Annotated in this window: 27 protein-coding genes and 1 pseudogene; 14 read left to right on the forward strand and 14 right to left on the reverse strand. The window is 61.6% G+C overall.

Going from position 1 to position 21,401, the window contains the following annotated elements:
* Window positions 1–71: 71 nt before the first annotated feature.
* The 5 genes and pseudogenes from ABIE28_RS00810 to ABIE28_RS00830 all read left to right on the forward strand — a co-directional run bounded on the left by ABIE28_RS00810 (window position 72) and on the right by ABIE28_RS00830 (window position 4,163).
* Window positions 72–317 (forward strand): aa3-type cytochrome c oxidase subunit IV, encoded by a 246-nt coding sequence (locus tag ABIE28_RS00810; protein ID WP_354059224.1) that lies wholly within the window; start codon window positions 72–74, stop codon window positions 315–317.
* Between the two features lie 98 nt (window positions 318–415).
* Window positions 416–1,705, forward strand: a pseudogene (locus ABIE28_RS00815) (Re/Si-specific NAD(P)(+) transhydrogenase subunit alpha); the annotation flags it as partial.
* A gap of 297 nt (window positions 1,706–2,002) precedes the next feature.
* Window positions 2,003–2,365: a proton-translocating transhydrogenase family protein gene (locus ABIE28_RS00820; protein ID WP_354059226.1), complete on the forward strand. Its 363-nt coding sequence runs from the start codon at window positions 2,003–2,005 to the stop codon at window positions 2,363–2,365.
* A 4-nt stretch (window positions 2,366–2,369) separates the two neighbouring features.
* Window positions 2,370–3,794, forward strand: coding sequence for an NAD(P)(+) transhydrogenase (Re/Si-specific) subunit beta (locus tag ABIE28_RS00825; RefSeq protein WP_502913348.1), 1,425 nt, complete (start codon window positions 2,370–2,372; stop codon window positions 3,792–3,794).
* A gap of 51 nt (window positions 3,795–3,845) precedes the next feature.
* A complete protein-coding gene (locus ABIE28_RS00830; protein WP_354059228.1) occupies window positions 3,846–4,163 on the forward strand; it encodes a PH domain-containing protein in 318 nt (105 codons plus the stop codon).
* A gap of 11 nt (window positions 4,164–4,174) precedes the next feature.
* On the opposite strand, the gene ABIE28_RS00835 is transcribed toward ABIE28_RS00830, so the two are convergent.
* A complete protein-coding gene (locus tag ABIE28_RS00835) occupies window positions 4,175–4,381 on the reverse strand; it encodes a SlyX family protein (protein WP_354059229.1) in 207 nt (68 codons plus the stop codon).
* A gap of 149 nt (window positions 4,382–4,530) precedes the next feature.
* On the opposite strand from ABIE28_RS00835, the gene ABIE28_RS00840 reads away from it, so the two are divergent.
* The 4 genes from ABIE28_RS00840 to ABIE28_RS00855 all read left to right on the forward strand — a co-directional run bounded on the left by ABIE28_RS00840 (window position 4,531) and on the right by ABIE28_RS00855 (window position 7,982).
* Entirely contained in the window at window positions 4,531–5,061 is a 531-nt protein-coding gene (locus ABIE28_RS00840; RefSeq protein WP_354059231.1) for a tryptophan-rich sensory protein, read from the forward strand.
* A 70-nt stretch (window positions 5,062–5,131) separates the two neighbouring features.
* Window positions 5,132–5,770 carry a DsbA family oxidoreductase gene (locus ABIE28_RS00845; RefSeq protein WP_354059233.1) on the forward strand — a complete coding sequence of 213 codons (639 nt, stop codon included), beginning with the start codon at window positions 5,132–5,134 and terminating at the stop codon, window positions 5,768–5,770.
* Between the two features lie 103 nt (window positions 5,771–5,873).
* Window positions 5,874–6,686: an alpha/beta hydrolase gene (locus ABIE28_RS00850; protein ID WP_354059235.1), complete on the forward strand. Its 813-nt coding sequence runs from the start codon at window positions 5,874–5,876 to the stop codon at window positions 6,684–6,686.
* 66 nt (window positions 6,687–6,752) lie between these two features.
* On the forward strand, window positions 6,753–7,982 hold the full coding sequence (locus ABIE28_RS00855; protein WP_354059237.1) for a multidrug effflux MFS transporter: 1,230 nt from the start codon (window positions 6,753–6,755) through the stop codon (window positions 7,980–7,982).
* A gap of 57 nt (window positions 7,983–8,039) precedes the next feature.
* On the opposite strand, the gene rpsU is transcribed toward ABIE28_RS00855, so the two are convergent.
* On the reverse strand, window positions 8,040–8,318 hold the full coding sequence (rpsU, locus tag ABIE28_RS00860; RefSeq protein WP_354059238.1) for a 30S ribosomal protein S21: 279 nt from the start codon (window positions 8,316–8,318) through the stop codon (window positions 8,040–8,042).
* Between the two features lie 235 nt (window positions 8,319–8,553).
* Here rpsU and ABIE28_RS00865 point away from each other — a divergent pair, with 235 nt between their 5' ends.
* On the forward strand, window positions 8,554–9,240 hold the full coding sequence (locus ABIE28_RS00865; protein ID WP_354059240.1) for an alpha/beta fold hydrolase: 687 nt from the start codon (window positions 8,554–8,556) through the stop codon (window positions 9,238–9,240).
* Between the two features lie 39 nt (window positions 9,241–9,279).
* Here the strand turns inward: ABIE28_RS00865 and ABIE28_RS00870 are convergent, their stop codons facing one another.
* The 3 genes from ABIE28_RS00870 to ABIE28_RS00880 all read right to left on the reverse strand — a co-directional run bounded on the left by ABIE28_RS00870 (window position 9,280) and on the right by ABIE28_RS00880 (window position 11,157).
* A complete protein-coding gene (locus tag ABIE28_RS00870) occupies window positions 9,280–10,368 on the reverse strand; it encodes a 5-(carboxyamino)imidazole ribonucleotide synthase (protein ID WP_354059242.1) in 1,089 nt (362 codons plus the stop codon).
* A gap of 3 nt (window positions 10,369–10,371) precedes the next feature.
* Complete coding sequence (purE, locus tag ABIE28_RS00875) at window positions 10,372–10,866, reverse strand: 5-(carboxyamino)imidazole ribonucleotide mutase (protein WP_354059243.1); 495 nt, start codon at window positions 10,864–10,866, stop codon at window positions 10,372–10,374.
* A gap of 75 nt (window positions 10,867–10,941) precedes the next feature.
* Entirely contained in the window at window positions 10,942–11,157 is a 216-nt protein-coding gene (locus ABIE28_RS00880) for a YdcH family protein (RefSeq protein WP_354059245.1), read from the reverse strand.
* A 157-nt stretch (window positions 11,158–11,314) separates the two neighbouring features.
* Between ABIE28_RS00880 and ABIE28_RS00885 the strand changes: the two genes are divergently transcribed.
* Entirely contained in the window at window positions 11,315–11,488 is a 174-nt protein-coding gene (locus tag ABIE28_RS00885) for a YdcH family protein (protein WP_354059247.1), read from the forward strand.
* Window positions 11,489–11,583: 95 nt separating this feature from the next.
* Here ABIE28_RS00885 and ABIE28_RS00890 read toward each other — a convergent pair whose 3' ends face one another.
* The 4 genes from ABIE28_RS00890 to ABIE28_RS00905 all read right to left on the reverse strand — a co-directional run bounded on the left by ABIE28_RS00890 (window position 11,584) and on the right by ABIE28_RS00905 (window position 14,975).
* The gene (locus ABIE28_RS00890) at window positions 11,584–12,351 is read right to left on the reverse strand and encodes a sulfite exporter TauE/SafE family protein (protein ID WP_354059248.1); all 768 of its coding nucleotides are present in this window, start codon (window positions 12,349–12,351) and stop codon (window positions 11,584–11,586) included.
* A 135-nt stretch (window positions 12,352–12,486) separates the two neighbouring features.
* Window positions 12,487–12,942 (reverse strand): hypothetical protein, encoded by a 456-nt coding sequence (locus tag ABIE28_RS00895; RefSeq protein ID WP_354059249.1) that lies wholly within the window; start codon window positions 12,940–12,942, stop codon window positions 12,487–12,489.
* 167 nt (window positions 12,943–13,109) lie between these two features.
* Window positions 13,110–13,838, reverse strand: a complete 729-nt coding sequence (locus ABIE28_RS00900; RefSeq protein WP_354059251.1) for a DUF1013 domain-containing protein — start codon at window positions 13,836–13,838, stop codon at window positions 13,110–13,112.
* Window positions 13,839–13,961: 123 nt separating this feature from the next.
* Window positions 13,962–14,975 (reverse strand): NAD(P)H-quinone oxidoreductase, encoded by a 1,014-nt coding sequence (locus ABIE28_RS00905; protein ID WP_354059253.1) that lies wholly within the window; start codon window positions 14,973–14,975, stop codon window positions 13,962–13,964.
* A gap of 84 nt (window positions 14,976–15,059) precedes the next feature.
* Between ABIE28_RS00905 and ABIE28_RS00910 the strand changes: the two genes are divergently transcribed.
* Together ABIE28_RS00910 and rcdA are read left to right on the forward strand one after the other, a co-directional pair.
* Entirely contained in the window at window positions 15,060–15,242 is a 183-nt protein-coding gene (locus tag ABIE28_RS00910; RefSeq protein ID WP_354059255.1) for a DUF1192 domain-containing protein, read from the forward strand.
* A 345-nt stretch (window positions 15,243–15,587) separates the two neighbouring features.
* Entirely contained in the window at window positions 15,588–16,097 is a 510-nt protein-coding gene (gene rcdA, locus ABIE28_RS00915) for a protease adaptor protein RcdA (RefSeq protein WP_354066374.1), read from the forward strand.
* Here the strand turns inward: rcdA and ABIE28_RS00920 are convergent.
* Window positions 16,094–16,483: a YnfA family protein gene (locus ABIE28_RS00920; protein WP_354059257.1), complete on the reverse strand. Its 390-nt coding sequence runs from the start codon at window positions 16,481–16,483 to the stop codon at window positions 16,094–16,096. The genes rcdA and ABIE28_RS00920 overlap by 4 nt on opposite strands.
* Before the next feature lie 35 nt (window positions 16,484–16,518).
* A complete protein-coding gene (gene rpmE / locus ABIE28_RS00925) occupies window positions 16,519–16,740 on the reverse strand; it encodes a 50S ribosomal protein L31 (RefSeq protein ID WP_354059259.1) in 222 nt (73 codons plus the stop codon).
* Window positions 16,741–16,962: 222 nt separating this feature from the next.
* On the opposite strand from rpmE, the gene ABIE28_RS00930 reads away from it, so the two are divergent.
* Window positions 16,963–18,783: an ABC transporter transmembrane domain-containing protein gene (locus ABIE28_RS00930; protein WP_354059261.1), complete on the forward strand. Its 1,821-nt coding sequence runs from the start codon at window positions 16,963–16,965 to the stop codon at window positions 18,781–18,783.
* 60 nt (window positions 18,784–18,843) lie between these two features.
* Here ABIE28_RS00930 and ABIE28_RS00935 read toward each other — a convergent pair whose 3' ends face one another.
* From ABIE28_RS00935 to ABIE28_RS00945, 3 genes are all read right to left on the reverse strand, one after another.
* On the reverse strand, window positions 18,844–19,146 hold the full coding sequence (locus ABIE28_RS00935) for a GIY-YIG nuclease family protein (RefSeq protein WP_354059263.1): 303 nt from the start codon (window positions 19,144–19,146) through the stop codon (window positions 18,844–18,846).
* A gap of 68 nt (window positions 19,147–19,214) precedes the next feature.
* The gene (locus tag ABIE28_RS00940; protein WP_354059265.1) at window positions 19,215–20,240 is read right to left on the reverse strand and encodes a peptidoglycan -binding protein; all 1,026 of its coding nucleotides are present in this window, start codon (window positions 20,238–20,240) and stop codon (window positions 19,215–19,217) included.
* 3 nt (window positions 20,241–20,243) lie between these two features.
* Window positions 20,244–21,233 carry a flagellar motor protein MotA gene (locus tag ABIE28_RS00945; protein WP_354059267.1) on the reverse strand — a complete coding sequence of 330 codons (990 nt, stop codon included), beginning with the start codon at window positions 21,231–21,233 and terminating at the stop codon, window positions 20,244–20,246.
* Window positions 21,234–21,401: the final 168 nt, after the last annotated feature.

Genomic DNA, 21,401 nt, shown 5'->3' on the forward strand with positions numbered 1-21,401 from the left:
GAAAGCGAAACAATCCGACTGGCCGACTTTCGGCTGATAGACTTTTGGACGACTGGACTAAAGAGGACGACATGGCCACTAAACACCGCCCCGAGCACCACTCCGAATTGCAGGTTGAATCCCCGATGGACTACGCACAACACGAAGCCACCTATAACGGCTTCCTGGCTGGCGTGAAGTACGGGATCGTCTGCATGGCTATCCTGCTGGTGGGGCTGTATTTCGCAATCATCGCCGATCAGGCAGGCGTTGGTTTCGTGCTGATTTTCGCATCGGTGATCGTGCCTGTCGTCATGGCGGTCATGTCGCGCAAGTAACGCACGTCAAACAGATCATGCCCGGCACTCGTGCCGGGACTTAATGAGCCGCGGACGCAGGCCAACTTGGCTCGCCTGACGCGCGAGGAGAAATTGGCATGAAGATCGCAGTTATTCGCGAGCGTTTCGAGGGAGAAAACCGCGTTGCGGCGACTCCCGAAACGGTCGGCAAGCTTATTGCGCTGGGCGCCAGCGTCAGCGTGGAAAAAGGGGCCGGGCTTGGCTCGCGCATCCTCGACAAAGAATATGAAGCCGCTGGCGCGACCATTGCCGCCAGCGCCGACGCAGCCCTAAAGGCTGCCGAAATCGTGCTCACCGTGCGTCGCCCGACTGCGGCTTCGCTCAGCGGCGTCGCCAAGGGCGCGCTGGTGATCGGTGCGCTTGACCCCTACGGCAATGACAAGGACGTCGCCGCACTGGCCAAGGCCGGTGTGACTGCCGTGTCGATGGAGTTCATGCCGCGCATTACCCGTGCGCAGGTGATGGATATTTTGTCGTCGCAGGCAAACCTTGCCGGTTATCAAGGCGTCATTGAGGCAGCAGCCGAATTTGACCGCGCGTTCCCAATGATGATGACGGCAGCCGGTACCGTGCGTCCGGCCAAGGCCTTCGTCATGGGCGCAGGTGTTGCTGGCCTTCAGGCCATTGCGACCGCCAAGCGCCTCGGCGCCGTGGTTTCGGCAACGGACGTTCGTCCGGCAGCCAAGGAACAGGTTGAATCGCTGGGCGGCAAGTTCGTCGCCGTCGAAGACGAAGAGTTCAAGCAAGCCGAAACGGCTGGCGGTTACGCCAAGCAGATGTCGGCGGAATACCAGGCCAAGCAGGCCGAGTTGACCGCTGCCCACATCGCCAAGCAGGACATCGTCATCACCACCGCTCTGATCCCCGGGCGCCCTGCGCCACGGCTGATAACCAAGGCGATGGTCGAATCGATGGCGCCGGGTTCGGTGATCGTCGATCTGGCGGCTGAGCGCGGCGGCAACGTCGAGCTGACCGTGCCTGGCAAGATTGTCGAGCACAAGGGCGTCAAGATCGTCGGCTACACCAATGTGCAGGGTCGCATTCCGACCACCGCCAGCCAGCTCTATGCGCGCAACCTGCTCGCGTTTGTCACCACGCTGATCGATGCCAAGGCCAAGGTTCTGGCGATCAATTGGGACGACGAACTGGTCAAGGCAACGGTGCTGACGCGCGATGGCGCTGTCGTGCACCCAAGCTTTGTGACGGCCGCTGCTGCAGCGCCTGCTGTTGAAGCCAAGCCAGCTGCTGTTGCCAAGGACGCGCCAAAGGCACCAGCCGCGACGGTTGAAGCCAAGGCCGCTCCAGTCAAGACCGGTGCCGCCAAAGCTGCACCAACCAAAAAGCCGGCCGCCCCAAAGGCTGTCGTGGCCGCAATGGCCGATACGCCGAAAAAGGCCGAGCCCGGTGTGGAGCAATCCATTCCAGCCGCTGCCGAAGCCCCGGCAACGCCTACCCAGACTGCTGCCACCAAGAAGGCCAGCGCCGTGATCGACGCCGCTGCAGCCGTTCCGGCCGCCGCCAAAAAGCCTGCTGCCCGGAAACCTGCGGCCGCCAAGCCAGCGGCTGAAAAGCCAGCCACCGCGAAGCCAGATGCTGCTGCCAAGCCGGCTGCTGTCAAGAAGCCCGCAGCCAAGAAGCCTGCTGCACCCAAGGGAGCCAACTAAATGGAAGCGACGGCAGAACAGACCGCCGATGTGATCGCGGCCGCGGTGCATTCCGCAACAGGTGGGGTCATCGACCCCTTCACCTTCCGTCTCGCCATTTTCGTGCTGGCGATTTTCGTGGGCTATTTCGTGGTGTGGTCGGTGACCCCGGCGCTCCATACCCCACTGATGAGCGTGACCAACGCGATCTCCTCGGTGATCGTGGTGGGCGCACTGCTCGCCGTTGGCGTGAGCCTGGTGCATGGCGGCAGCTGGGAATCCAAGATCTTCGGCTTCATCGCCCTGGTCTTTGCCAGCGTCAATATTTTCGGCGGGTTCCTCGTCACCCAGCGCATGCTGGCAATGTACAAGAAGAAGGGTTGATTAGATGATCTCTGGGGATATCTCTGCCCTTCTTTATCTGGTCGCGGGCGCCCTGTTCATCCTGGCGCTGCATGGGCTTTCCAGCCCCAAGACGTCGCGTCGCGGAAACACGTTCGGCATGGTCGGCATGGGCATTGCCATCGTCACCACGCTGCTCGTTGCTGCGCCGTCCGATTGGGAAAGCTGGGCGCTGATCATCGGCGGCATCGCCATCGGTGGTGGTATCGGCGCCTATATGGCCCGCACGGTCAAGATGACCGACATGCCGCAGCTGGTTGCCGCTTTCCACTCGCTGGTTGGTCTGGCTGCCGTGTTCGTGGCTGCTGCCGCACTCTATGCACCAATCGCTTTCGGCATTGCCGAAGTGAATGCGCAGGGTCTGGTTGACCACATTCACGTGCAGGCGCTGGTCGAAATGTCGATCGGTACTGCCATCGGTGCCTTTACCTTCACCGGTTCGGTCATCGCCTTCCTCAAGCTCAACGGCAATATGGGCGGCAAGCCGATCATGCTGCCGGCGCGTCACGCCATCCACATCGTGCTGGCTGCCGTGATCGTTGGTCTGGTTGTGGTGTTCGCACAGTCGGGCGATCCGATGCTGTTCTGGGTCATTACCGTGCTGGCGCTCGTGCTGGGCGGCCTGATGATCATCCCGATCGGTGGCGCCGACATGCCCGTCGTCGTCTCGATGCTCAACTCCTATTCGGGTTGGGCTGCGGCAGGCATCGGCTTTACGCTGGGCAATACCGCGCTGATCATCACCGGTGCGCTGGTGGGTTCGTCGGGTGCGATCCTCTCCTACATCATGTGCAAGGCCATGAACCGCAGCTTCATCTCGGTGATCCTGGGTGGCTTTGGTGCCGATACAGGCGCTGCCGGTTCGGCTGAAGAAGAGACCCGTCCGGTCAAGCAGGGCGCGGCAGACGACGCTGCCTTCCTGATGAAGAACGCCGGCAAGGTGATCATCGTCCCCGGTTACGGCATGGCCGTTGCCCAGGCTCAGCACGCGCTGCGCGAAATGGCCGACTTGCTCAAGAAGGAAGGCGTTACCGTCAAGTACGCGATCCATCCCGTTGCCGGTCGTATGCCTGGCCACATGAACGTGCTGCTGGCGGAAGCCAACGTGCCTTATGACGAAGTGTTTGAACTCGAAGACATCAACTCCGAGTTTGCCCAGTCCGACGTGGCGTTCGTTATCGGCGCCAACGACGTGACCAACCCTTCGGCCAAGACCGACAAGACATCGCCAATCTATGGCATGCCGGTTCTCAACGTCGAAGACGCCGGCACCGTGCTGTTCATCAAGCGCGGCATGGCGGCTGGTTATGCGGGCGTCCAGAACGAGCTGTTCTTCCGCGACAACACCATGATGCTGTTCGGCGACGCCAAGAAAATGACGGAAGACATCGTCAAGGCTCTCGGCCACTAAGAATTGAAAAGGCCCGCTTCGGCGGGCCTTTTTTATGTCTGGGAGTTGAACATGGCTGATGTGACGCTGGAGCCCGGCGAGACGGTGGTGCTCGATACGCTTGGCGATATCGGCAAGGGGGTTGGGTTCGCCAAGGGCAGGGTGGTGTTGACCACTCAGCGGCTGCTGTTACGGCCGGATGGGTTCAATCTCGATAATCGGCCAAGCGATGTGGCTTTGGCGGATGTGGCGTCGGTCGAGGCGTTCAATATCCTCGGCTTTATCCCGTGGGGCGTGACGCTGCGCTGTCGGGATGGACGGGTGCAGAAATTGCGGGTGATGGGGCGGGATCGGCTGGTGGCTGCGATCCGGCGTGGTGCTGGGGTTTAGGCTGAGATCCCTCAATAATGCGGCGGTGGCGGCTCGCTGCTTGGATCGGCGATATGTACGCCGGAGCGCACCTGTTGTTCCATCTGATCGAGCTTGCGCGTCAGCAGGTCGATCTGGCGCCACTGGGCGGTGATGGTGGCGTTCAGTTCCTCGATGGTCTGGTCCTGATAGGCGATCCGCGTTTCGAGCGCTTCGAGGCGATTGGTGATGTCGGTCATGGGGCGCTCCGTCGATTTTGCTCGCTTCTAAAGCATGCGCGGAGCTGTCGCCAGCTTGGGCGTGGTTGACGTAAACGGAACCCTTTTGCTGTCTCGACCATTTCTCTGGCAGGCAATGGCAAGGGCGGGAGCCGATGATGGCCACCAGCATGACAGTTTCTAGGGCATTCCATACAGCACTTGATGCAGACCGGCACAATATGCTGGGCCTGGTGCTCAGTGCTACACTGCCTCTTGCCGTTTTTGTCATCGCCAATGGTATCGGCGAACTCAATCACTATCTGCCGCTGTTCTTTGCGCCATTCGGCCTGCCCGGCTGGGTGGGCGGTGCGTTGCATCTGGGCAGTCTGCCCCTGCTGGGTATTGCCCGCTGGATGGTGGTCAATCACGGTGCGGAGGGCAAGCGCGCCGGCTGGTGGATTGTCGGCTTGATGGCCGCGACGATTGCCTTCCCCTTTGTTGTTGCCCCACTCGATTCCCTGATGCTGTGCATCATCGCCTTTGCGATGCTAGTGGTGGCTCTGGGCACCATGGTGAGGGTTGCCGCCGTTGAGCCAAAGGCCGCGCTGGTGATGGCGCCGGGCCTTGCCTGGATGGGCTTTTCGGCCTTTGTCGGACTGAGCTTTGCCGCTGGTTGGGCACCGCCTTTTGCAGTCACTAACAGCCACGCTGCCGTCTAGGTTACCTTCACGTACGTTCTTGCGAAGCGGGTCATTCCGCGCCATGTCATGGGCAAAGAGGATTTTTGCCATGACCAAACTGCTTAAGATCGACGTGTTCACCGACGTGGTCTGCCCCTGGTGTCTCGTCGGCTCGGCACGGCTCGACAAAGCCATTGCGGCGCTGCCCGACGATGTCGACGTCGTCGTTGAAAACCACCCCTTCTATCTTGATCCCAACACGCCTGAAGAGGGTGTCGTGGTGGCCGATATGCTGCGCGAAAAATACGGCAAAGAGCCCAAGGAAATGTGGGAGCGCGTCGAGAGCGAAGCCAAAAAGGCCGGCATTGACCTTGATCTGAGCAAGCAGCCACGCATGTTTCCGACCAAGAAGGTCCACACCATCACCCGTCTGGCCAAGCCGCTCGGCAACCAGCACGAATTGGCCAATGCCATTGCCAACGCCTATTTCCTCGAACATCGTCAGGTCAACGACGATAATGTGCTCGCCGATATCGCGGTCGAGTTCGGCTTTGATCGTGGCGATGCGCTTGATGCGATGAATGACGAGAACGAGCTGGCGATCACCGAGCAGCTGGCGACGGACGCGGCGGCACAGGGTATTCGCGGCGTGCCGTTCTTTGTCTTCGGCGAGAAATATGCGCTTTCGGGCGCGCAGCCGGACGAAGTGTTCGAGCGCGCTCTGGCGCAGACGATCGACGAGCTCTAGGCCTTCGTTGCCAGGCCACCCTCTCTCGCGAACGGCGGGGTGAGGGTGCCCGGCGGCGCGGACTGGTGTAGTCTGCCGTCGAATCTAGTCTGGGGTCTGCGTCGTGAAGCTGTTGAGCCGTCTTGTCATCGGTCTCGTTGTCCTGATCGTGCTCGCCTATGCGGCGGCGGTTGGCTACATGTATTTCAACCAGCGGGCGCTGCAGTATGATCCGCAGGGGCCGATAACGACGTTGGCCGAAACGACGCTGAGCGGCGCCGAGAACGTCGCCATTCCGGTCGATGGTAGCGTCGTCAATGGCTGGTATCAGGCACCAGCGCCGGGCAAGCCGATCATCGTCTATTACAAGGGCAATTCGGGCAGCTTCAGCGCCGAGCACGAGCGCTACCAGCAGTTTGTGGCCGATGGCTTTGGCTTTGTCGCGTTCGATTATCGCGGTTTCCCCGCGTCACCCGGCAGCATCAGCCAGCAGGGCATTCTGGACGATGCGGTCGCCGTGTTTGACTGGGCGGCGCAAAAGGGCTTTCCGCTGGTGATCTGGGGCCGTTCCATTGGCTCGGGGCCGTCGACCTATGTGGCCAGCGTGCGCGACGCCAAGGCGCTCCTGCTCGAAACGCCGTTCCTTTCGGCAGTGACGGTGGCCGGCGAGCGCTATCCCTATCTGCCGGTCGCGCTGGTCATGCAGGACCAGTTCCCCGTCAATCAATGGATCCTTGATGTCGCAGAGCCGGTGCTGATTGCGCATGGCACGGCTGATACGGTGATCGAGGTGACCAATGGCGAGCGGCTGTACCAGCTGGTGCCCAACAAGGATGAGCTGTGGATCGTGCCCGGTGGCAACCATGGCGACCTGTGGGCGCGCGGCATCTGGCGCCAGGCCGAGCCGTTCTTCGAGCGTGCGGTTGCGACCCCTTAGGGCTTGACCTTCCAATCTGTCAGGCTGGCCTATGCGGCCTGACGTTTCTCTGATCTGCCTGAGACCATGACCAGTTCTGTTGCCGCTACGCCAATGTCCGCCCGCCGCACCGCCTGGGTGGGCGGTTTGATGGTGGCGGCTGGGCCATTGTCGATCACGCTTTATGGTCCGGCGCTGCCCACCATTGTCGCCGACCTAGGCAGTACCGAGGCGATGGGTAAGCTGTCGCTGGCGGTCTATTTCGGCGCCTTCGCGCTGGCGCAACTGGTCTGCGGCCCGCTGTCGGACAGTCTGGGGCGGCGGCGCGTCACGGTGCTGTTTTTCCTGCTCTATGTGATGGGCAGTCTGGTCGCCGCCTTTGCGCCGAGCATGGAATGGCTGCTGGCGGGCCGCGTGTTGCAGGGCGTTGGTGTTTCGGTCGGCGTGGCGCTATCGCGAGCCATGGTGCGCGACCAGTTTGTCGGCGGCGAATCGATCCGCATCCTGACGCTGATCAATTTGATCCTCACCGTGGCGCCTGCTGTTGCGCCGACACTGGGCAGCCTGATTCTGCTGGGCGGAAACTGGCATTTGCTGTTTCTGGTGATGGCCGCCTATGGGCTGGCGCTAGTGGCTCTGATCGGACTGGCGGCACGCGAGACGCATCCGCCGGAGCGGCGGGTCCCGTTCCGGCCAATTGGCATCATGCGGAATTACGGCACGCTGCTGTCATCGCCCGCGTTTCTCCTGCCCGCGTTGGTGCTGGGGCTGGCCTTTGGCGGCTTTTATGGATTTTCGGCCTTGTTGCCCTTTGTCATGATTGACGGGCTGGGGCTCAGTCCCTTTCAATATGCCATGGCCATGCTGATCCAGACGGCGTCGTTTATCGCCGGCAATATCGTGGCTGGGAGACTGTCGCGCAGATTGACCGGGGTCGGCATGGTGCGCGTCGGGCTGGTGATGATCGCGCTGGCCGGCATCGGTTTTGCCCTGGGCCTACGAATCTTTCCGGGCTCGGTGATGGCGGCCATGCTGCCGGTGGGGCTGTGGATGCTGGCGCTGGCTTTTATCGGGCCTAGCGCCACCTCGGGCGCCATGGCTGGCTTCGGGGCGATAGCGGGCGCTGCCGGGGCCCTTACGGGCGTCTTTCAGGTGGGCGGGGGCTTTCTTGGCTCGACGATCGCCAGCCTCGCCTTTGCGGACGCCACAACGGCCCTGACGACACTGATGCCCATCATGGCGGCGCTGACGGTGATTGTCGCGTTGCTGCGCCGCATCACAATGCGGGCGCACAACACGACACCACCCCAGACCTGACAAACAAAAACGCCGTCCCGAAGGACGGCGTTTTCAAATTCTTGCTCGGCGCGACACTTACGTGCGTGGCGTTGCCGATGCTGCAGCGGCCGGACGGCCGGGCTGGCCTGGACGCGTGGTGGTTGGCGCTGGCAGACCGCCTTCGCGCTGTGCGCGCTTGCGAGCCAGCTTGCGGGCGCGGCGGATAGCCTCGGCCTTCTGGCGAGCCTTCTTCTCAGAGGGCTTCTCATAGTAGTTGCGCAGCTTCATCTCGCGGAAGACGCCTTCGCGCTGCAACTTCTTCTTAAGCGCGCGCAGCGCCTGATCAACGTTATTATCGCGAACGACTACTTGCAAAGGTCAACCGCCCTTTCGAAGCTTAGACATGTGGGTTTGGATGATAGCGACCGAGCCAAATAACTCCGTCGCCGACCAGCAGGGCTAGTCACCGTGGGCCGCTCTATAGCCCAGCTATCTGGGCTTGTCCACTGCGACGGTAAGAAAAACCAAGGAATCCGACTCTCTTGGGGTTGCTGCACCGCACGCAAGACTGAACAGTCGAGCCAGACGATTTTGCCGACCGGAGACGAAAATGACAAGCGCGTTGGTATTATTGCCAGGTTTGATCTGCGACGAGCGCCTGTGGCGGGACGTGATCAGCGGGTTGGACGCCCAATCGAGCGTCGCCGATCTGACGCAGGATGACACGATGGCGGCAATGGCGGCGCGCACGCTAGCGGCTGCTCCGCCCCGATTCGCCCTGGCTGGGCTGTCCATGGGCGGCTATGTGGCGCTCGAGATCATGCGGCAGGCGCCCGAGCGGGTGACCCATCTGGCGCTGCTCGATACCTCGGCCCGACCGGACGACGATGCGCGCCGCGCCACACGGCGGAAGGGCATTGAAATGGTGGGGCAGGGCAAGTTTGTCGGGATGTCTCGTGGCCTGCTGATGAACCTGATCGCGCCCCAACATATGGGGACCGAGATTGGCCGCGAGGTGCAGGCAATGAGCGAGCGAGTGGGGCAGGTGGCCTATCTCAACCAGCAGGTCGCCATCATGAACCGCGCCGATTCTCGGCCTCTGTTGGCCAGCATCAAGGTGCCGACGCTGGTGGGAGTCGGTGAGGTGGACAAGATGACGCCGCTGGAGCTGGCGGAGGAGCTTGCAGCGGGGATCGAGGGTGCGGAGCTGGTGCGGTTCGCCGATAGTGCGCATTTGCCGACCATGGAGAACCCCAAGGCGGTTGTGGCGGCGATGCAGGGGTGGTTGAGGCGGTAACCCTTCACCTCTCCCCCAGAGGGAGAGGTGAAGAGGGCGCTACACCCGCCGTGTAATCCTGTTCACATGGCCCATCTTGCGGCCGGGGCGGATCTCGGTTTTGCCGTAGAGGTGGGGCTGGGTGTTGCCGTCGAGTCCGCCGGGAACGGTCAGCACTTCGTCGCCGACCAGATTTTCCATGACCACGTCGGCCATGCGAGCCGGGTCGCCCAGCGGCCAGCCGACGACGGCGCGGATATGTTGTTCGAACTGGTCGGTGAGGCAGACGGCCTCGGTCCAGTGGCCCGAATTGTGCACGCGGGGCGCGATTTCGTTGACCATCAGCGTCGGCTTGTCGCCGGGGATGACGAAGAACTCGACGCCGAGCACGCCGACATAGTCCAGCGCCACGACGATAACCTTGGCCAGCATGGCTGCGTGCTTTTCAACGCCCGGTGGAATGTCGGCCGGGACGGTACTGGTGAAAAGGATGTGGTGGCGATGCACATTCTCGGCGGCATCGTAGGCGCGGACTTCGCCACTGGTGTTACGCGCCACGACGACCGAGATTTCTTTTCCGAACGGCACGAAGGCTTCGAGCACAAGCGGCTTGGGCTCAAGCGCTGCAAAAGCTGCGGCGGCTTCAGCGCGTTCGCGGATAACGCGCTGGCCCTTGCCGTCATAGCCGAGCCGCGTGGTTTTGAGCACTGCAGGCAGGCCGAGAGCGTCGATGGCAGCTTCGAGGTCTGCCAGCGTCTCGACGGCCCTGTGGGGCGCGACGGGGATGTTCTTGCTGGTGAGGAAGTTCTTTTCGGCCAGCCGGTCCTGTGACACGGCCAATGCATTGGCGCCGGGGCGCAGTGGCTTGCGGGCGGCGAGAAATTCGGCGGTCGCGGCGGGAACGTTCTCGAACTCGTATGTGATGACATCGACGGCGTCGGCGAAGGCGGCGAGGGCCGCTTCATCGTCATAGGCGGCGACGGTCTTGAACGGGGTGACGTCGAAGGCCGGGCTGTTCGCATCCGGGCAATAGATGTGGCTGCGGAACCCGAGCTTGCTGGCAGCAAGCGCCAGCATGCGGCCGAGCTGTCCGCCACCCAAAATGCCAATCGTGCTGCCGGCAGGCAGCGGAGAATTATCGTGCGCCAAGACTTACTCGGTATCTGTGGGGAAAAGCGGGACGGAGGCCGTCTGGCGGGCCCGATGGGCATCCAGCCGGTCGGCCAGTTCGTCGTCATTGAGGGCCAGCACGGCGGCTGCGATCAGCGCCGCGTTGATGGCGCCGGGTTCGCCAATGGCCAGGGTGCCGACGGGGATGCCGCCCGGCATCTGGACGATGGAGAGCAGGCTATCCTGCCCATTGAGCGCCTTGGAGCGGACCGGCACGCCAAACACCGGCAGCGGCGTCATTGCGGCGATCATGCCCGGCAGGTGAGCTGCGCCGCCGGCACCGGCGATGATGACCTTGTAGCCTTCGGTTTTGGCCGTGGTGGCAAACTCGACCATGCGTTGGGGGGTGCGGTGCGCCGAGACGATCATCGCCTCGTATTCGACCTCAAGAGCCTCGAGCGTTTCGGCGGCGAGGCGCATGGTGGGCCAATCGGACTGGCTGCCCATGACGATGGCGACTGGTGGTTTGGTCAGCATAGAGCCGGTTCCCTCAAGCTCCACAAAGCGCGCATTTAGCCCAGATTTCGCCACAACTCAAGGCTGCGGAGGCCCTCAGGCGATGATGTCGGGGAGCAAAATGTTCTCAAGTTGGACGATGCGATCCTTGAGCGCCAGCTTGCGTTTCTTGAGTCGCTGAATCAGCATGCGATCGGCGACATGAGACGCCGTCAGCGTATCGATGGCCGCGTTGAGATCGCTGTGTTCTTGGCGTTTGGTGGCCAACTCCAGCCCGAAGCCGGCTTCCTGTTCTTTGGTGAGCGAAAGCATAGATTCCAGCGCACTCCTGACGCCTCAACCGTCACCCTTGGTTAACCGATCGCGATAAGTTTTGCACCCGATTTCCAGAGGGCCCGGAAAGGGCGTCGACAAAGCATGAATTATTTGTGACGATCGATTCGTCCAAATAGGCTTTCAAGGAGTTGTTATGACGACTGAAGGGCATATCGCGGCGCTCGAACGGCGCCATCAAGAGTTGGATCGGCAGATCCAGACCGAGATGCAAAGTTCCCGGTTTGACGATTTGACGATCGCCGCGCTCAAGCGCAAGAAGCTCGAAGTGAAGGACGAACTGAGCAAGTTCAGTATGACGACTCAATAAAGCTCAAGGATTATCCCAGGTGGGGATGCGAAGGGTCACAGCGGATGCTGCGGCCCTTTTTTGTTGGATTCTTCATGGCTTTTGAATGAGAGCGGCTAGAGGCCCCAGAAGACGCCGCGGGCACCGTCCCAGACCAGTTTGAGCGCCAGCAGGAACACCAGCCAATAGGCGATGCGGTAGAACCATTTCATGGAGATACGGCGAACCAGCCAGACGCCGATCAGCACGCCGCCAATGCCGACCGGGATCAGCGTGGCCGACAGGGTGAGATTGTGCGTGTTGAGCTGGCCGAGGAAGAAATAGGGGATCAGCTTGGCGGTGTTGACGATAGCGAAAAAGATCGCCGTCGTGCCGGCATAGATGGCGGGCGACAGGCGCTGGGGCAGCACGTAGATCTGGAATGGCGGGCCACCGGTGTGGCTGATGAAACTGGTAAAGCCGGCAAAGCCGCCCCAGAACGTGCCCCAGGGTTTTGACGGCGGCAGGCCTTCGAGCTTTTTGCGCAGCGGCAGAATGGCGTCGAGAATGAACAGCAGCGTCACCACGCCGACAAACAGCAGCACCGCAGAATCGGACACAAAGGCCCACAGCGCCCAGCCGAGCAACGTGCCGACGGCTGCGCCCGGCAGCATGATCCTGAGAATCCGCCAATCGAACTCCTTGCGGTAGTTCCAGATGGCGATGGCATCCATGGCCAGCAGCACCGGCAGCATCACCCCGGCAGCCTCGCGTGCGGGCATGACGAGCGTCAGCAGCGGCACGCCGACCATGCCCAAGCTGCCCAGCAGGCCGGCCTTGGACAGACCGACGATAAAAACGGCCGCCACGGCGACGGTGACGAAATAGGGATCAAAGATGGGCATGGAAACGTCCGAGGCAGGGTGCGTACTAGTGGGTACGCTTCGGGCCACGTTGTCAACGGGGAAGCGTTGGGCGGTCGGTGCGAATCCGCCACCAGATGTTTTCGGCGCTGACTGCTCGAATGCTGGCTCGCGCCGCTAGAAGGGGGAGTTGGGAAATTCGGCGGTGATCGGCCCGAATTTGGCATCTCGGCAAAGGGGGCTGTCGTAGCCGCTTCTGACGGTGGCCCGCACGCCGTGCTCCGAGAAGACGAGGATCGTGTCGAAAATCCCCTGCGGTGGCGACACAAGATTTGTCACTGCGGCTTCCAGATTGGGCGTGCGCGTTGATGGCGGCGGCGCAGGCAGGCCCCTGATGCAGGCGTACCAACGACGTGGACTAAATGCTGAAGCCCCCAAGGTTGGCAGGGGATATGAAACCGTCGAGCTCTTTAAGTCTCCGCGCTTCTCTTTGACCACGCGGGCCGCTTCATCCTGATAGTTATTGGGAAACGCGATCTGCTCGCCAGAGAACTGCATGCGCTGAAGGTGGATGTTCGGCCCGGCGCACCCGGCCAATAGTGTCAAAGCAAGTCCGAAAAGCAGCGCCCGCATTCGTAACTCCACCGAGTATCCTCAATGATGCTAGCAGACATGGCGTGAGTTCCAACCTCAAAAGACTCTCTTGTTTGTCGACCTGCTCGGGGCGCGCTCCTTGGGTTGTTCATGGGCAAACAAAAAGGCCACCCGGTGGGGTGGCCTTTGTTCGAACTGGCTGATGCCTAGTTGTCGGTGTCGCTCTTGAGCGACTTGAGCTTGGAGAACACGGAGTCGGCGTCGAAATCGTCCTGGGCGTGCTCGGGGCGATGGTCGTTGGCGGCGAATTCATTTTCTTCCCCTTCGACATGGCCGCGGTGGCCGGAACGGGCCAGAGCCTCTTCGGCGGTCATCAGAGTTGTGCCTTCTTCGGCCTCATCAGGGCCCGTAGAACCCTTGGATGCGCGCTTCACTTCCAGATCGAGGTCGATCTGGCTGCAAAGGCCCAGCGTCACCGGGTCCATCGCGGCAAGGTTTGCAGCGTTCCAGTGGGTCGATTCACGCACCGATTCGATGGTCGACTTGGTGGTGCCGACCAGGCGCATGATCTGGGCGTCCTTGAGCTCGGGATGATTGCGCACCAGCCACTTGATGGCGTTCGGGCGCTCATTGCGGCGCGAGATCGGGGTGTAGCGTGGGCCCTTACGCTTGGCAGCGGCAACACGAACCTTCGGCTCGCTGAGCTTGAGACGATAATTTGGGTCTTTCTCGGCCTTCTCGATTTCCTCGCGGGTCAGCTGACCGTTCTGGATCGGGTTGGCGCCCATGATGCCACCAGCGACGTCACCGTCGGCAATGCCCTGGACTTCGAGAGGGTGCAGCGTGCAGAAGGCGGCGATCTGTTCGAACGACAGCGCAGTGTTGTCGACAAGCCAGACAGCGGTTGCCTTTGGCATCAACAGTGGCTGGGTCATGATAAATCTCTCCTGCAGGCGCGGCCGGTTTTCCTCCGGACCGCTCCGCCTCTTTGCTTCATGCTGAGGGGGAACAGCCCCCAATATATGGCTTTGCAGGCCGATCCGCAATGGCAATATGGGCTATTGCCCACTGCCGAACCGAGTGATCAGGACAATTTTACCTATGTGAGCGCGTGTTTCCATCAGTCGATGCGCGTCTTGCGCCTCGGCAATGGGAAAGGTCGTGATGCGCGGTTTGGTAAAGCCGGGTGCGGCAAGAGCCGGCAGCAGGGCGGTGCGAATGCGGTTGGCGATGGCGGCTTTGGTTGCGGGTGTTTGCGGCCGAAGGGTTGAGCCGGAAAGGGTCAGTTGCTTGGCCATGATGGTGCGCAGGGCAATATTGGCGCTGCCGCCGTCGAGCGTTGAGACCTGCACGATGTGGCCGCCGCGCGCCGAGGCCGCGACGTTCTTTTCAGCCATGCTGCCGCCGATGATGTCGAGCACGCGGTCGACGCCCTTGTTGTCGGTTAGCTCCATGACGCGGGCGACAATGTCTTGGCTGGTATAGTCGATGGTGGCGATTGCGCCGAGCGAGCGGGCATAGTCGGCCTTTGCTGGCGAAGACACGACGGCGATGACGCTTGCGCCCAGGATGGTGGCGATCTGGATGGCCGCGCCGCCAATGCCGCCGGCTGCGCCGTGGACGAGGACAGTCATGCCGGCCGTTAAGCCAGCGCGCATGACGAGGGTCTGGGTGACGGTGAACCAGGTTTCGGGCAGGGCCGCGGCTTCGGCAAAACTCCATCCGGCGGGAATTGGTAGGACCTGACCGGCGGGGACGGCGACGTAGTCGGCATAGCCACCACCATTGACTAGCGCCATGACGCGGTCGCCGACAGCCCAGCCCGATACACTCGTGCCGATGGCGGCGATTTCGCCGGAAACTTCAAGGCCTGGCAGGGGCGATGCGCCGGGCGGCGGATCGTAGTGGCCGCGACGCTGGGCCAGATCGGGGCCGTTGACGCCAGCGGCGGCGATCCGGATCAGCACGTCGCCGGGATTGCAGGTGGGTGTTGGCCATTGGGTGGGCTGGAGGGCTTCCGGGCCACCGGGGGGTGCGATGGCGATGGCGGTCATGTCGGTTGGGATGGTCATTTCGCCATGCTGGCGCAACCCGATTTGCGCCGCAAGGCTTTGGAGCTACACTGGGGCTCCTCATCCCGGCACAGGAGGCTGAAAATGTTTGAAGAAGAAATCAAAAAGCCCAAGGGCCACGAAGTCGGCATGCCGATCGACACCATGTCGGTCGAGGAACTGACTGAGCGGGTCGGGATATTGGAAAGCGAGATTGCCCGCCTCAAACTGGCTATCGAGGCGCGCGGCGCGACCCGCAAGGCGGCAGAGTCGGCGTTCAAGTTTTAGGTGCAACCAACAGGGGAGCGCCCGGGGCGTATGCAAAAGCGGTCAACGGAACAACAAAGGGCAAGGTTAAGAAATCGAGTCCTGTTAACCCGCAATTAATACCTGCGCGGTAACCTGACATTATTCAGATTCCTCTGGATTTTACGGAGTGGTTTCTCCCTCTGTTTGACGCCTCCCTGTTAACTTCGAGAGCGGTTCTTACCGCTCTTTTTTCTTTTCTGGGGGGCGTTTTGTCATCGTATGGCCCTGATCTTAAAGCTCTTTTTAGATTGATCCAGCCTTAGGGATGACGGGTCTCCATAATGCGCCTAGCATCGGCTGCAGAGGAGTTACGGCTTGAGCGAAATGAAGGATCCACGCGCTGCAATCGCCATCGGACCACGCATTGTGGCTTCGGGTGGCTTTGACATGCTCTATCGCGAAGGCATGGGGCTGATCGAACAGGTCGCCAGCTATCTCGATGGCGACGGTCGTGGCGATGCCCGTATCCTGTCGCGCGAAGCGTCTTTCCTCTATGCCACCGAATCGATGCGCCTGACGACGCGGCTGATGCAGCTGGCCTCGTGGCTGCTGCTGCAGCGTGCGGTCAATGAAGGCGAAATCACCAAGGAAAATGCCCGCTCCGAAAAGGAGAAGGTTAAGTTCTCGGCGACCCCGTCCGAACGCGGTGGCCCTGGATATGACCAGCTTCCCGAAGTGCTGCGGGACTATATCGACAAGGGCGACCGGCTGTTTGACCGGGTGATGCAGTTCGACACGCTGGAGCGGGGCAAGATGCCCGAGCTTGACCCCGGCACCGCCAATGGCATTGCCGATCAACTGGCGCGCCTGAAGGCCGCCTTCGGCCGCGCCTAGCTGCGCGGGGCGAAGAAGATGACGCCTGCGCCGACGAGGCAGATCGCGACGCCGGCCAGATCCCACATATCGGGGCGAACCTTTTCGACGGTCGCCATGAACACCACCGACGCGGCGATATAGATGCCGCCATAGACGGCAAAGGCACGTCCAGCGCTTTCGGTGCCGGTAAAGGCCAGCAGCAATGCGAAGAGAGCAAGGCAGGCGATAGCGGGCAGCCACAGCCAGATCGGACCCTGCCGGATGGCCTGCCAGATGAAATAGCACCCCGCGATCTCAAAAGCCGCAGCGCCGAAGAACAGTACAAATTGCAGGGCGGGTACTCCGATGGTGCAGACGCCGCCGCTGGTGAAAACGACTAGCCCGACAAACAAAAAACCCGACACGAATGCCGGGCTTTTCGAAACCTGAAAGGGTTGGCTTAGATGCCGAGGCCCTTGAAGCGCTCCTTGAAGCGCGAAACGCGGCCACCGCGGTCGAGCAGCTGGCCCGTGCCGCCGGTCCATGCTGGATGGGTCTTTGGATCGATGTCGAGCTGCAGCGAGTCGCCTGCCTTGCCGTAGGTCGAACGCGTCTCGTACTTGGTGCCGTCGGTCATTACCACGGTGATGGTGTGGTAGTCCGGATGGATGTCAGCCTTCATCGGTATCGCCTCAAATCAAACGGGCGCCGTGGCGCCCGGAGAGCATCTAAAACTATGTGTTGGCGGCTTCATACAGAAAGCGTGCGCTCTCCGCAAGGGCAGGGGCGCGGCAATTTCGCACCAGACAAAGCAGTTGCTGGGACGCCATGCAGTGCCTATATCGGTGCCTCACGCGGCGCGCACCACCCGCTCCCTTCATAAACATACTGGCATAACCGAGCGATGACAGATCAAGCGGTCCCGGTTGAGGCTGACGCAGAAAAGCTCGCCACGACATCCAGGCTCAATCCGCGCAAGCTGCAACCGCTGCGCAAACTCTTCCCTTTTGTGCTGCGCTATCCGCTGCGGCTGGTGCTGACCATCCTGTTTTTGCTGGTGTCGGCGCTGTCGTCGCTGGCCATTCCTTATGTCATGGGCGGCGCGATCGATCAGGGTTTCCTCGCGGAAAACCTCGATAGTGTGACCCAGTATGGCTGGCTGATCGTTGGCATCGCCGCGATCATGGGTGTCGCCAGCGGCGCGCGATTCTATTTCATCTCGAGCCTGGGTGAGAAAGTTCTCGCCGACCTGCGCGAGGCCGTGTTCGGCCATCTGCTGCGACTCGATACGCATTATTTCGACACCAACCGCGTCGGTGAACTGACCAGCCGCCTCAATGGCGACGTGAACGTCATTCGTTTTGCCATCAGCTCAAGCTTCTCGCTGGCGCTGCGCTCGCTGGTGACCATTGTCGGCGCGTTGGTGTTGATGGCGCTGACGAGCCCCGTGCTGACCACGGCAGTCGTGGTGCTGGTGCCGTGCATTTTATTCCCGCTGATCGCCTATTCGCGCCGTTTGCGCGGCATGTCCCGGCGCACGCAGGATGCGCTGGCGGATCTGTCGGCGATGTCGACCGAAATGCTGGGCGCGACCCGCACCGTCAAATCCTTCACGCAGGAAGAAGCGCAGTCGGGCATCTATAACCGCCATAGCCGCGACAGCTATCAGGCCGAAGTCAATCGGCTTGGCGCGCGCGCCGTGCTGGTGGGCATGGCGATTTTCCTGGGCACAGCAGCGATCGTCGTGCTGGTGTGGTGGGGTGCTCGCGCTGTGTTTGAGGGTTCGGTCACGGCCGGCCAACTGGCGCAGTTCATTGTCTATGCTCTGATGGCCTCCGGCGCTTTGACCAATATCAGCGACGTGCTGGGCACGTTGCAGCAGGTGTCTGGTGCCACCGAACGTCTGACCGAAATCCTTGATACCGATGCGACGATCCATGATCCGGCCGAGCCGCGCGATCTGCCGACGCCGCCGCTGGGCACCGTCGCGTTCGAGAATGTCGCGTTTGGCTACGACAAGGTCGGGTTCGAGCGTGTGCTGAGCGATATCAGCTTTACCGTGTCGCCGGGTGAAACCGTGGCGCTGGTGGGGCCGTCAGGGTCTGGCAAGTCCACGACGCTCTCCCTGCTGCAGCGCTTCTATGATGTGCTGGGTGGCGCTATCCGCGTCGATGGCGTCGATATCCGTGAAGCGGGTCTGGTGCAGTTGCGGCAGCGCTTTGCCTATGTCGAGCAAGAGCCAACGATCTTTGCTGGCACGATCGCCGACAATATCCGCTTCGGCAAACCCGATGCGAGCGATGCCGAAGTCGAGGCTGCAGCGCGTGCGGCGCTGGTGCATGACTTCGTCGTCGAAATGCCGCTCGGCTACGGCACGATGGTCGGCGAGCGCGGTATTACGCTCTCAGGCGGCCAGAAGCAGCGTCTGGCGATTGCCCGCGCAATCCTCAAGAACGCACCGATCCTGTTGCTCGACGAGGCCACCAGCGCCCTTGACGCACAGAGCGAGCGTCTGGTGCAGATGGCGCTTGAACATCTTATGAAGGGCCGAACGACACTGGTCATCGCGCACCGGTTGGCGACCATTCGCGACGCTGACAAGATTTTGGTGCTCGAAGGTGGCCGCATTATCGACCAGGGCACCCACGACCAACTGGTCGCCAAGGGGGGCCGCTATTCGGAACTGGCACGATTGCAGTTCCGCATGGAGGATGCCTCGGCTTAGCTGAGGAGAGCGTCCCACCATGCCGTCATTCCCGCGCAGGCGGGAATCCATTATTTCGAACTAGCCCCAGTGCCGTGCGAGCTCGTGATAGCGGTCCAGCCAATGCGGGTTGGCTGTCTCTATAAGGCGGACCTTCCAGGCCCGATTCCATTTCTTGAGTTGCTTTTCACGGGTGATCGCAGATTCAGCACTGTCGTGGGGTTCGAACCAGACGAGGTCGTGCACTCCATATTGGCGGGTAAAACCGGCGATCAGATCGTTCCGATGCGTATAGGTTCGTCCGATCAGGTCGCTTGTCACGCCGATATAGATCGTGCCGTTCTTCCCGCTTGCCAGCATGTAGACGCAAAAGAGCTTTTGCATGTGCGGCCCTAGAAGAATGGATTCCCGCCTGCGCGGGAATGACGTCGTGTGTCGAACCTTCCCGCCCACTACCCCTCGGTCAACTTGAACTCGATGCGGCGGTTGCGGCGGTAGGCTTCGTCGTTTTGCGCTGGGTCTAGCGGCGTGAATTCGCCGAAGCCGGCGGCGACCAGTCGGTTGGGCGAGACGCCGCGCGAGACGAGGTAGCGGGCGACCGAGATGGCGCGGGCGGCCGAGAGTTCCCAGTTGGACGGGAAGCGGGCGTTCGAGATGGGGCGGATATCGGTATGGCCGTCAATGCGGAGGACCCAATTGATATCGGGCGGGATTTCCTGCTCGAGCTGGAGGATGGCTTCGGCGAGTGCGTCGAGGTCGGGCGTGCCTTGGCTCGAAATATCGGCCTGACCGGGCGCGAACAGCACTTCGGACTGGAACACGAAACGGTCGCCGACGACGCGGACATCGGCGCGGCCTTCGAGAATTTCGCGGAGGCGGCCGAAGAAATCGGAGCGATAGCGCGAGAGGTCCTGTACGCGCTGGGCGAGGGCCAGGTTGAGGCGGCGGCCGAGATCGGCGATCTGGGTCCGGCTTTCGGTATCACGCCCTTCAGAGGCCTCAAGAGCGGCTTCCAACGCACCGATCTGGGTGCGGAGGGCTGCCAGTTGCTGATTGAGTAGTGCAACCTGCGCATTGGCTTCGTCCGACAGCTCCTGGGCGCTCAGCAGGTCGTCCTGCAGGCCTGCAATGGTGCTGTCCTTTTCGCCGAGCCCGACACCGATGCCCGCGAGCTGGCCGGAGAGGCTGGCATTGTCGGCCTGGGCGCTCCCGAGCGTGGCGGTGAGCGTCGCGATCTGGGTGGTCAGGTCGTCGGAATTGGCACGTTCGAGCTGCAGCAGGTCGGTCAGTTCGGCGATCTGGCTGTTGAGCCGCGCCAAAGCCGTGTCGCGGCCCTGAATTTCCTGGCCGAGGAAAAACTGGGTCAGCATGAACAGGCTGAGCATGAAAATGATGACGAGCAGCAGGCTCGACAGGGCGTCAACGAACCCCGGCCAGTAATTGGCCTCCTGCCGCCGACGGGAACGGGCTCCCGGCATCGACTAGTCCCGCCGCTCGGTGGTGTCGGCTTGCGACAGGACGGCCTCGATCAGTTCGCGTAGCTTGGCGTTGGTTTCGCCCTGTTCGGTGATGTGCTTGCGCAGATCGTCCTGCTCGACGCGGATGTGCTTGACCAGACCGTCAATGCCGCGGGCCAGTTCGGCCATGGCACGAATGGCGTTTTGCGACGAGTTCTGGTTCTGCATGCTGTCGCCGAGCTTATCGAACATGGCCTGCATTTCGGGGCCACCAGCGTTGGCCTGCATGGCGCTGACCGGGTGATCGAGCTCGGTCATGGAGGTCATCCAGTCTTCGAGGTCGGTATAAAAGGCGTTCTGCGCCTGGCTGGTCTGTAGGTCGAGGAAACCCAGTACCAGCGATCCGGCAAGACCAAATAGTGAGGACGAGAATGCGGTGCCCATGCCCGAAAGCGGCGCTGCAAGGCCTTCCTTGAGGTTGGCGAACAGGGCTGTGCTGTCGGCCGAGGTGACGTCGAGCGCATTGATGACGCCAGCGACCGAACTCACGGTTTCAAGCAGACCGTAGAACGTGCCCATGAGGCCAAGGAACACCAGCAGGCCAGTGAGGTAGCGCGAGGTGTCCTTAGCTTCGTCGAGGCGATTGCCGACCGAATCAAGGATCGAGCGCATCGAGGATGGCGTTATAATCGCCTCGCCGATCCGCTCGCGCAGGATACCGGCGACGGGCGCGAGCAGGATGGGGGGGCGCACATTGGTGGTGGTGCCGTCCTGCAGGGAATTGACCCACTTCACCTCGGGAAAGAGGCGGATCACCTGCCGGAAGCTCAGAAAAATACCGACGAACAGGGCGAAAAAGATCATCGAGTTGATGAACGGATTGGCCCAGAAGAAGGTGATGATCTGGGTGAACAGGATGGCGCCGACGAGCGCAACCAGCACCAGGAAAATCACGATCTTGATCAGGTAAACGGTCGGACTGGCGAGGTGATAGGGATCGTAGCCTTGCGTCATCTTGCCTGAACCTTGCCCCCGTACAGCCAAATCACTTGTGCGCAGACTAGTTAGCGCGCGCGGGCGGGGCAATCACAAAGGTTAATGGTGTTGGAGGTGTGATCGTGGATTGGGCATCGATGGATGTCTGGGGCGCGGGATCTTGAACAAAAAAGCTCTCCAACGCTG

The organism is Devosia sp. 2618 (assembly GCF_040546815.1).
Lineage (GTDB): Bacteria > Pseudomonadota > Alphaproteobacteria > Rhizobiales > Devosiaceae > Devosia.

Excerpts from the sequence above, each read along its gene's own strand:
- ABIE28_RS00810 (WP_354059224.1), top strand. The coding sequence starts at position 72 with ATGGCCACTAAACACCGCCCCGAGCACCACTCCGAATTGCAGGTTGAA.
- ABIE28_RS00820 (WP_354059226.1), top strand. The coding sequence starts at position 2,003 with ATGGAAGCGACGGCAGAACAGACCGCCGATGTGATCGCGGCCGCGGTG.
- ABIE28_RS00825 (WP_502913348.1), top strand. The coding sequence starts at position 2,370 with ATGATCTCTGGGGATATCTCTGCCCTTCTTTATCTGGTCGCGGGCGCC.
- ABIE28_RS00830 (WP_354059228.1), top strand. The coding sequence starts at position 3,846 with ATGGCTGATGTGACGCTGGAGCCCGGCGAGACGGTGGTGCTCGATACG.
- ABIE28_RS00835 (WP_354059229.1), bottom strand. The coding sequence starts at position 4,381 with ATGACCGACATCACCAATCGCCTCGAAGCGCTCGAAACGCGGATCGCC.
- ABIE28_RS00840 (WP_354059231.1), top strand. The coding sequence starts at position 4,531 with ATGACAGTTTCTAGGGCATTCCATACAGCACTTGATGCAGACCGGCAC.
- ABIE28_RS00845 (WP_354059233.1), top strand. The coding sequence starts at position 5,132 with ATGACCAAACTGCTTAAGATCGACGTGTTCACCGACGTGGTCTGCCCC.
- ABIE28_RS00855 (WP_354059237.1), top strand. The coding sequence starts at position 6,753 with ATGACCAGTTCTGTTGCCGCTACGCCAATGTCCGCCCGCCGCACCGCC.
- ABIE28_RS00865 (WP_354059240.1), top strand. The coding sequence starts at position 8,554 with ATGACAAGCGCGTTGGTATTATTGCCAGGTTTGATCTGCGACGAGCGC.
- purE (WP_354059243.1), bottom strand. The coding sequence starts at position 10,866 with ATGCTGACCAAACCACCAGTCGCCATCGTCATGGGCAGCCAGTCCGAT.
- ABIE28_RS00880 (WP_354059245.1), bottom strand. The coding sequence starts at position 11,157 with ATGCTTTCGCTCACCAAAGAACAGGAAGCCGGCTTCGGGCTGGAGTTG.
- ABIE28_RS00885 (WP_354059247.1), top strand. The coding sequence starts at position 11,315 with ATGACGACTGAAGGGCATATCGCGGCGCTCGAACGGCGCCATCAAGAG.
- ABIE28_RS00890 (WP_354059248.1), bottom strand. The coding sequence starts at position 12,351 with ATGCCCATCTTTGATCCCTATTTCGTCACCGTCGCCGTGGCGGCCGTT.
- ABIE28_RS00895 (WP_354059249.1), bottom strand. The coding sequence starts at position 12,942 with ATGCGGGCGCTGCTTTTCGGACTTGCTTTGACACTATTGGCCGGGTGC.
- ABIE28_RS00900 (WP_354059251.1), bottom strand. The coding sequence starts at position 13,838 with ATGACCCAGCCACTGTTGATGCCAAAGGCAACCGCTGTCTGGCTTGTC.
- ABIE28_RS00905 (WP_354059253.1), bottom strand. The coding sequence starts at position 14,975 with ATGACCATCCCAACCGACATGACCGCCATCGCCATCGCACCCCCCGGT.
- ABIE28_RS00910 (WP_354059255.1), top strand. The coding sequence starts at position 15,060 with ATGTTTGAAGAAGAAATCAAAAAGCCCAAGGGCCACGAAGTCGGCATG.
- rcdA (WP_354066374.1), top strand. The coding sequence starts at position 15,588 with ATGAAGGATCCACGCGCTGCAATCGCCATCGGACCACGCATTGTGGCT.
- rpmE (WP_354059259.1), bottom strand. The coding sequence starts at position 16,740 with ATGAAGGCTGACATCCATCCGGACTACCACACCATCACCGTGGTAATG.
- ABIE28_RS00930 (WP_354059261.1), top strand. The coding sequence starts at position 16,963 with ATGACAGATCAAGCGGTCCCGGTTGAGGCTGACGCAGAAAAGCTCGCC.
- ABIE28_RS00935 (WP_354059263.1), bottom strand. The coding sequence starts at position 19,146 with ATGCAAAAGCTCTTTTGCGTCTACATGCTGGCAAGCGGGAAGAACGGC.
- ABIE28_RS00940 (WP_354059265.1), bottom strand. The coding sequence starts at position 20,240 with ATGCCGGGAGCCCGTTCCCGTCGGCGGCAGGAGGCCAATTACTGGCCG.
- ABIE28_RS00945 (WP_354059267.1), bottom strand. The coding sequence starts at position 21,233 with ATGACGCAAGGCTACGATCCCTATCACCTCGCCAGTCCGACCGTTTAC.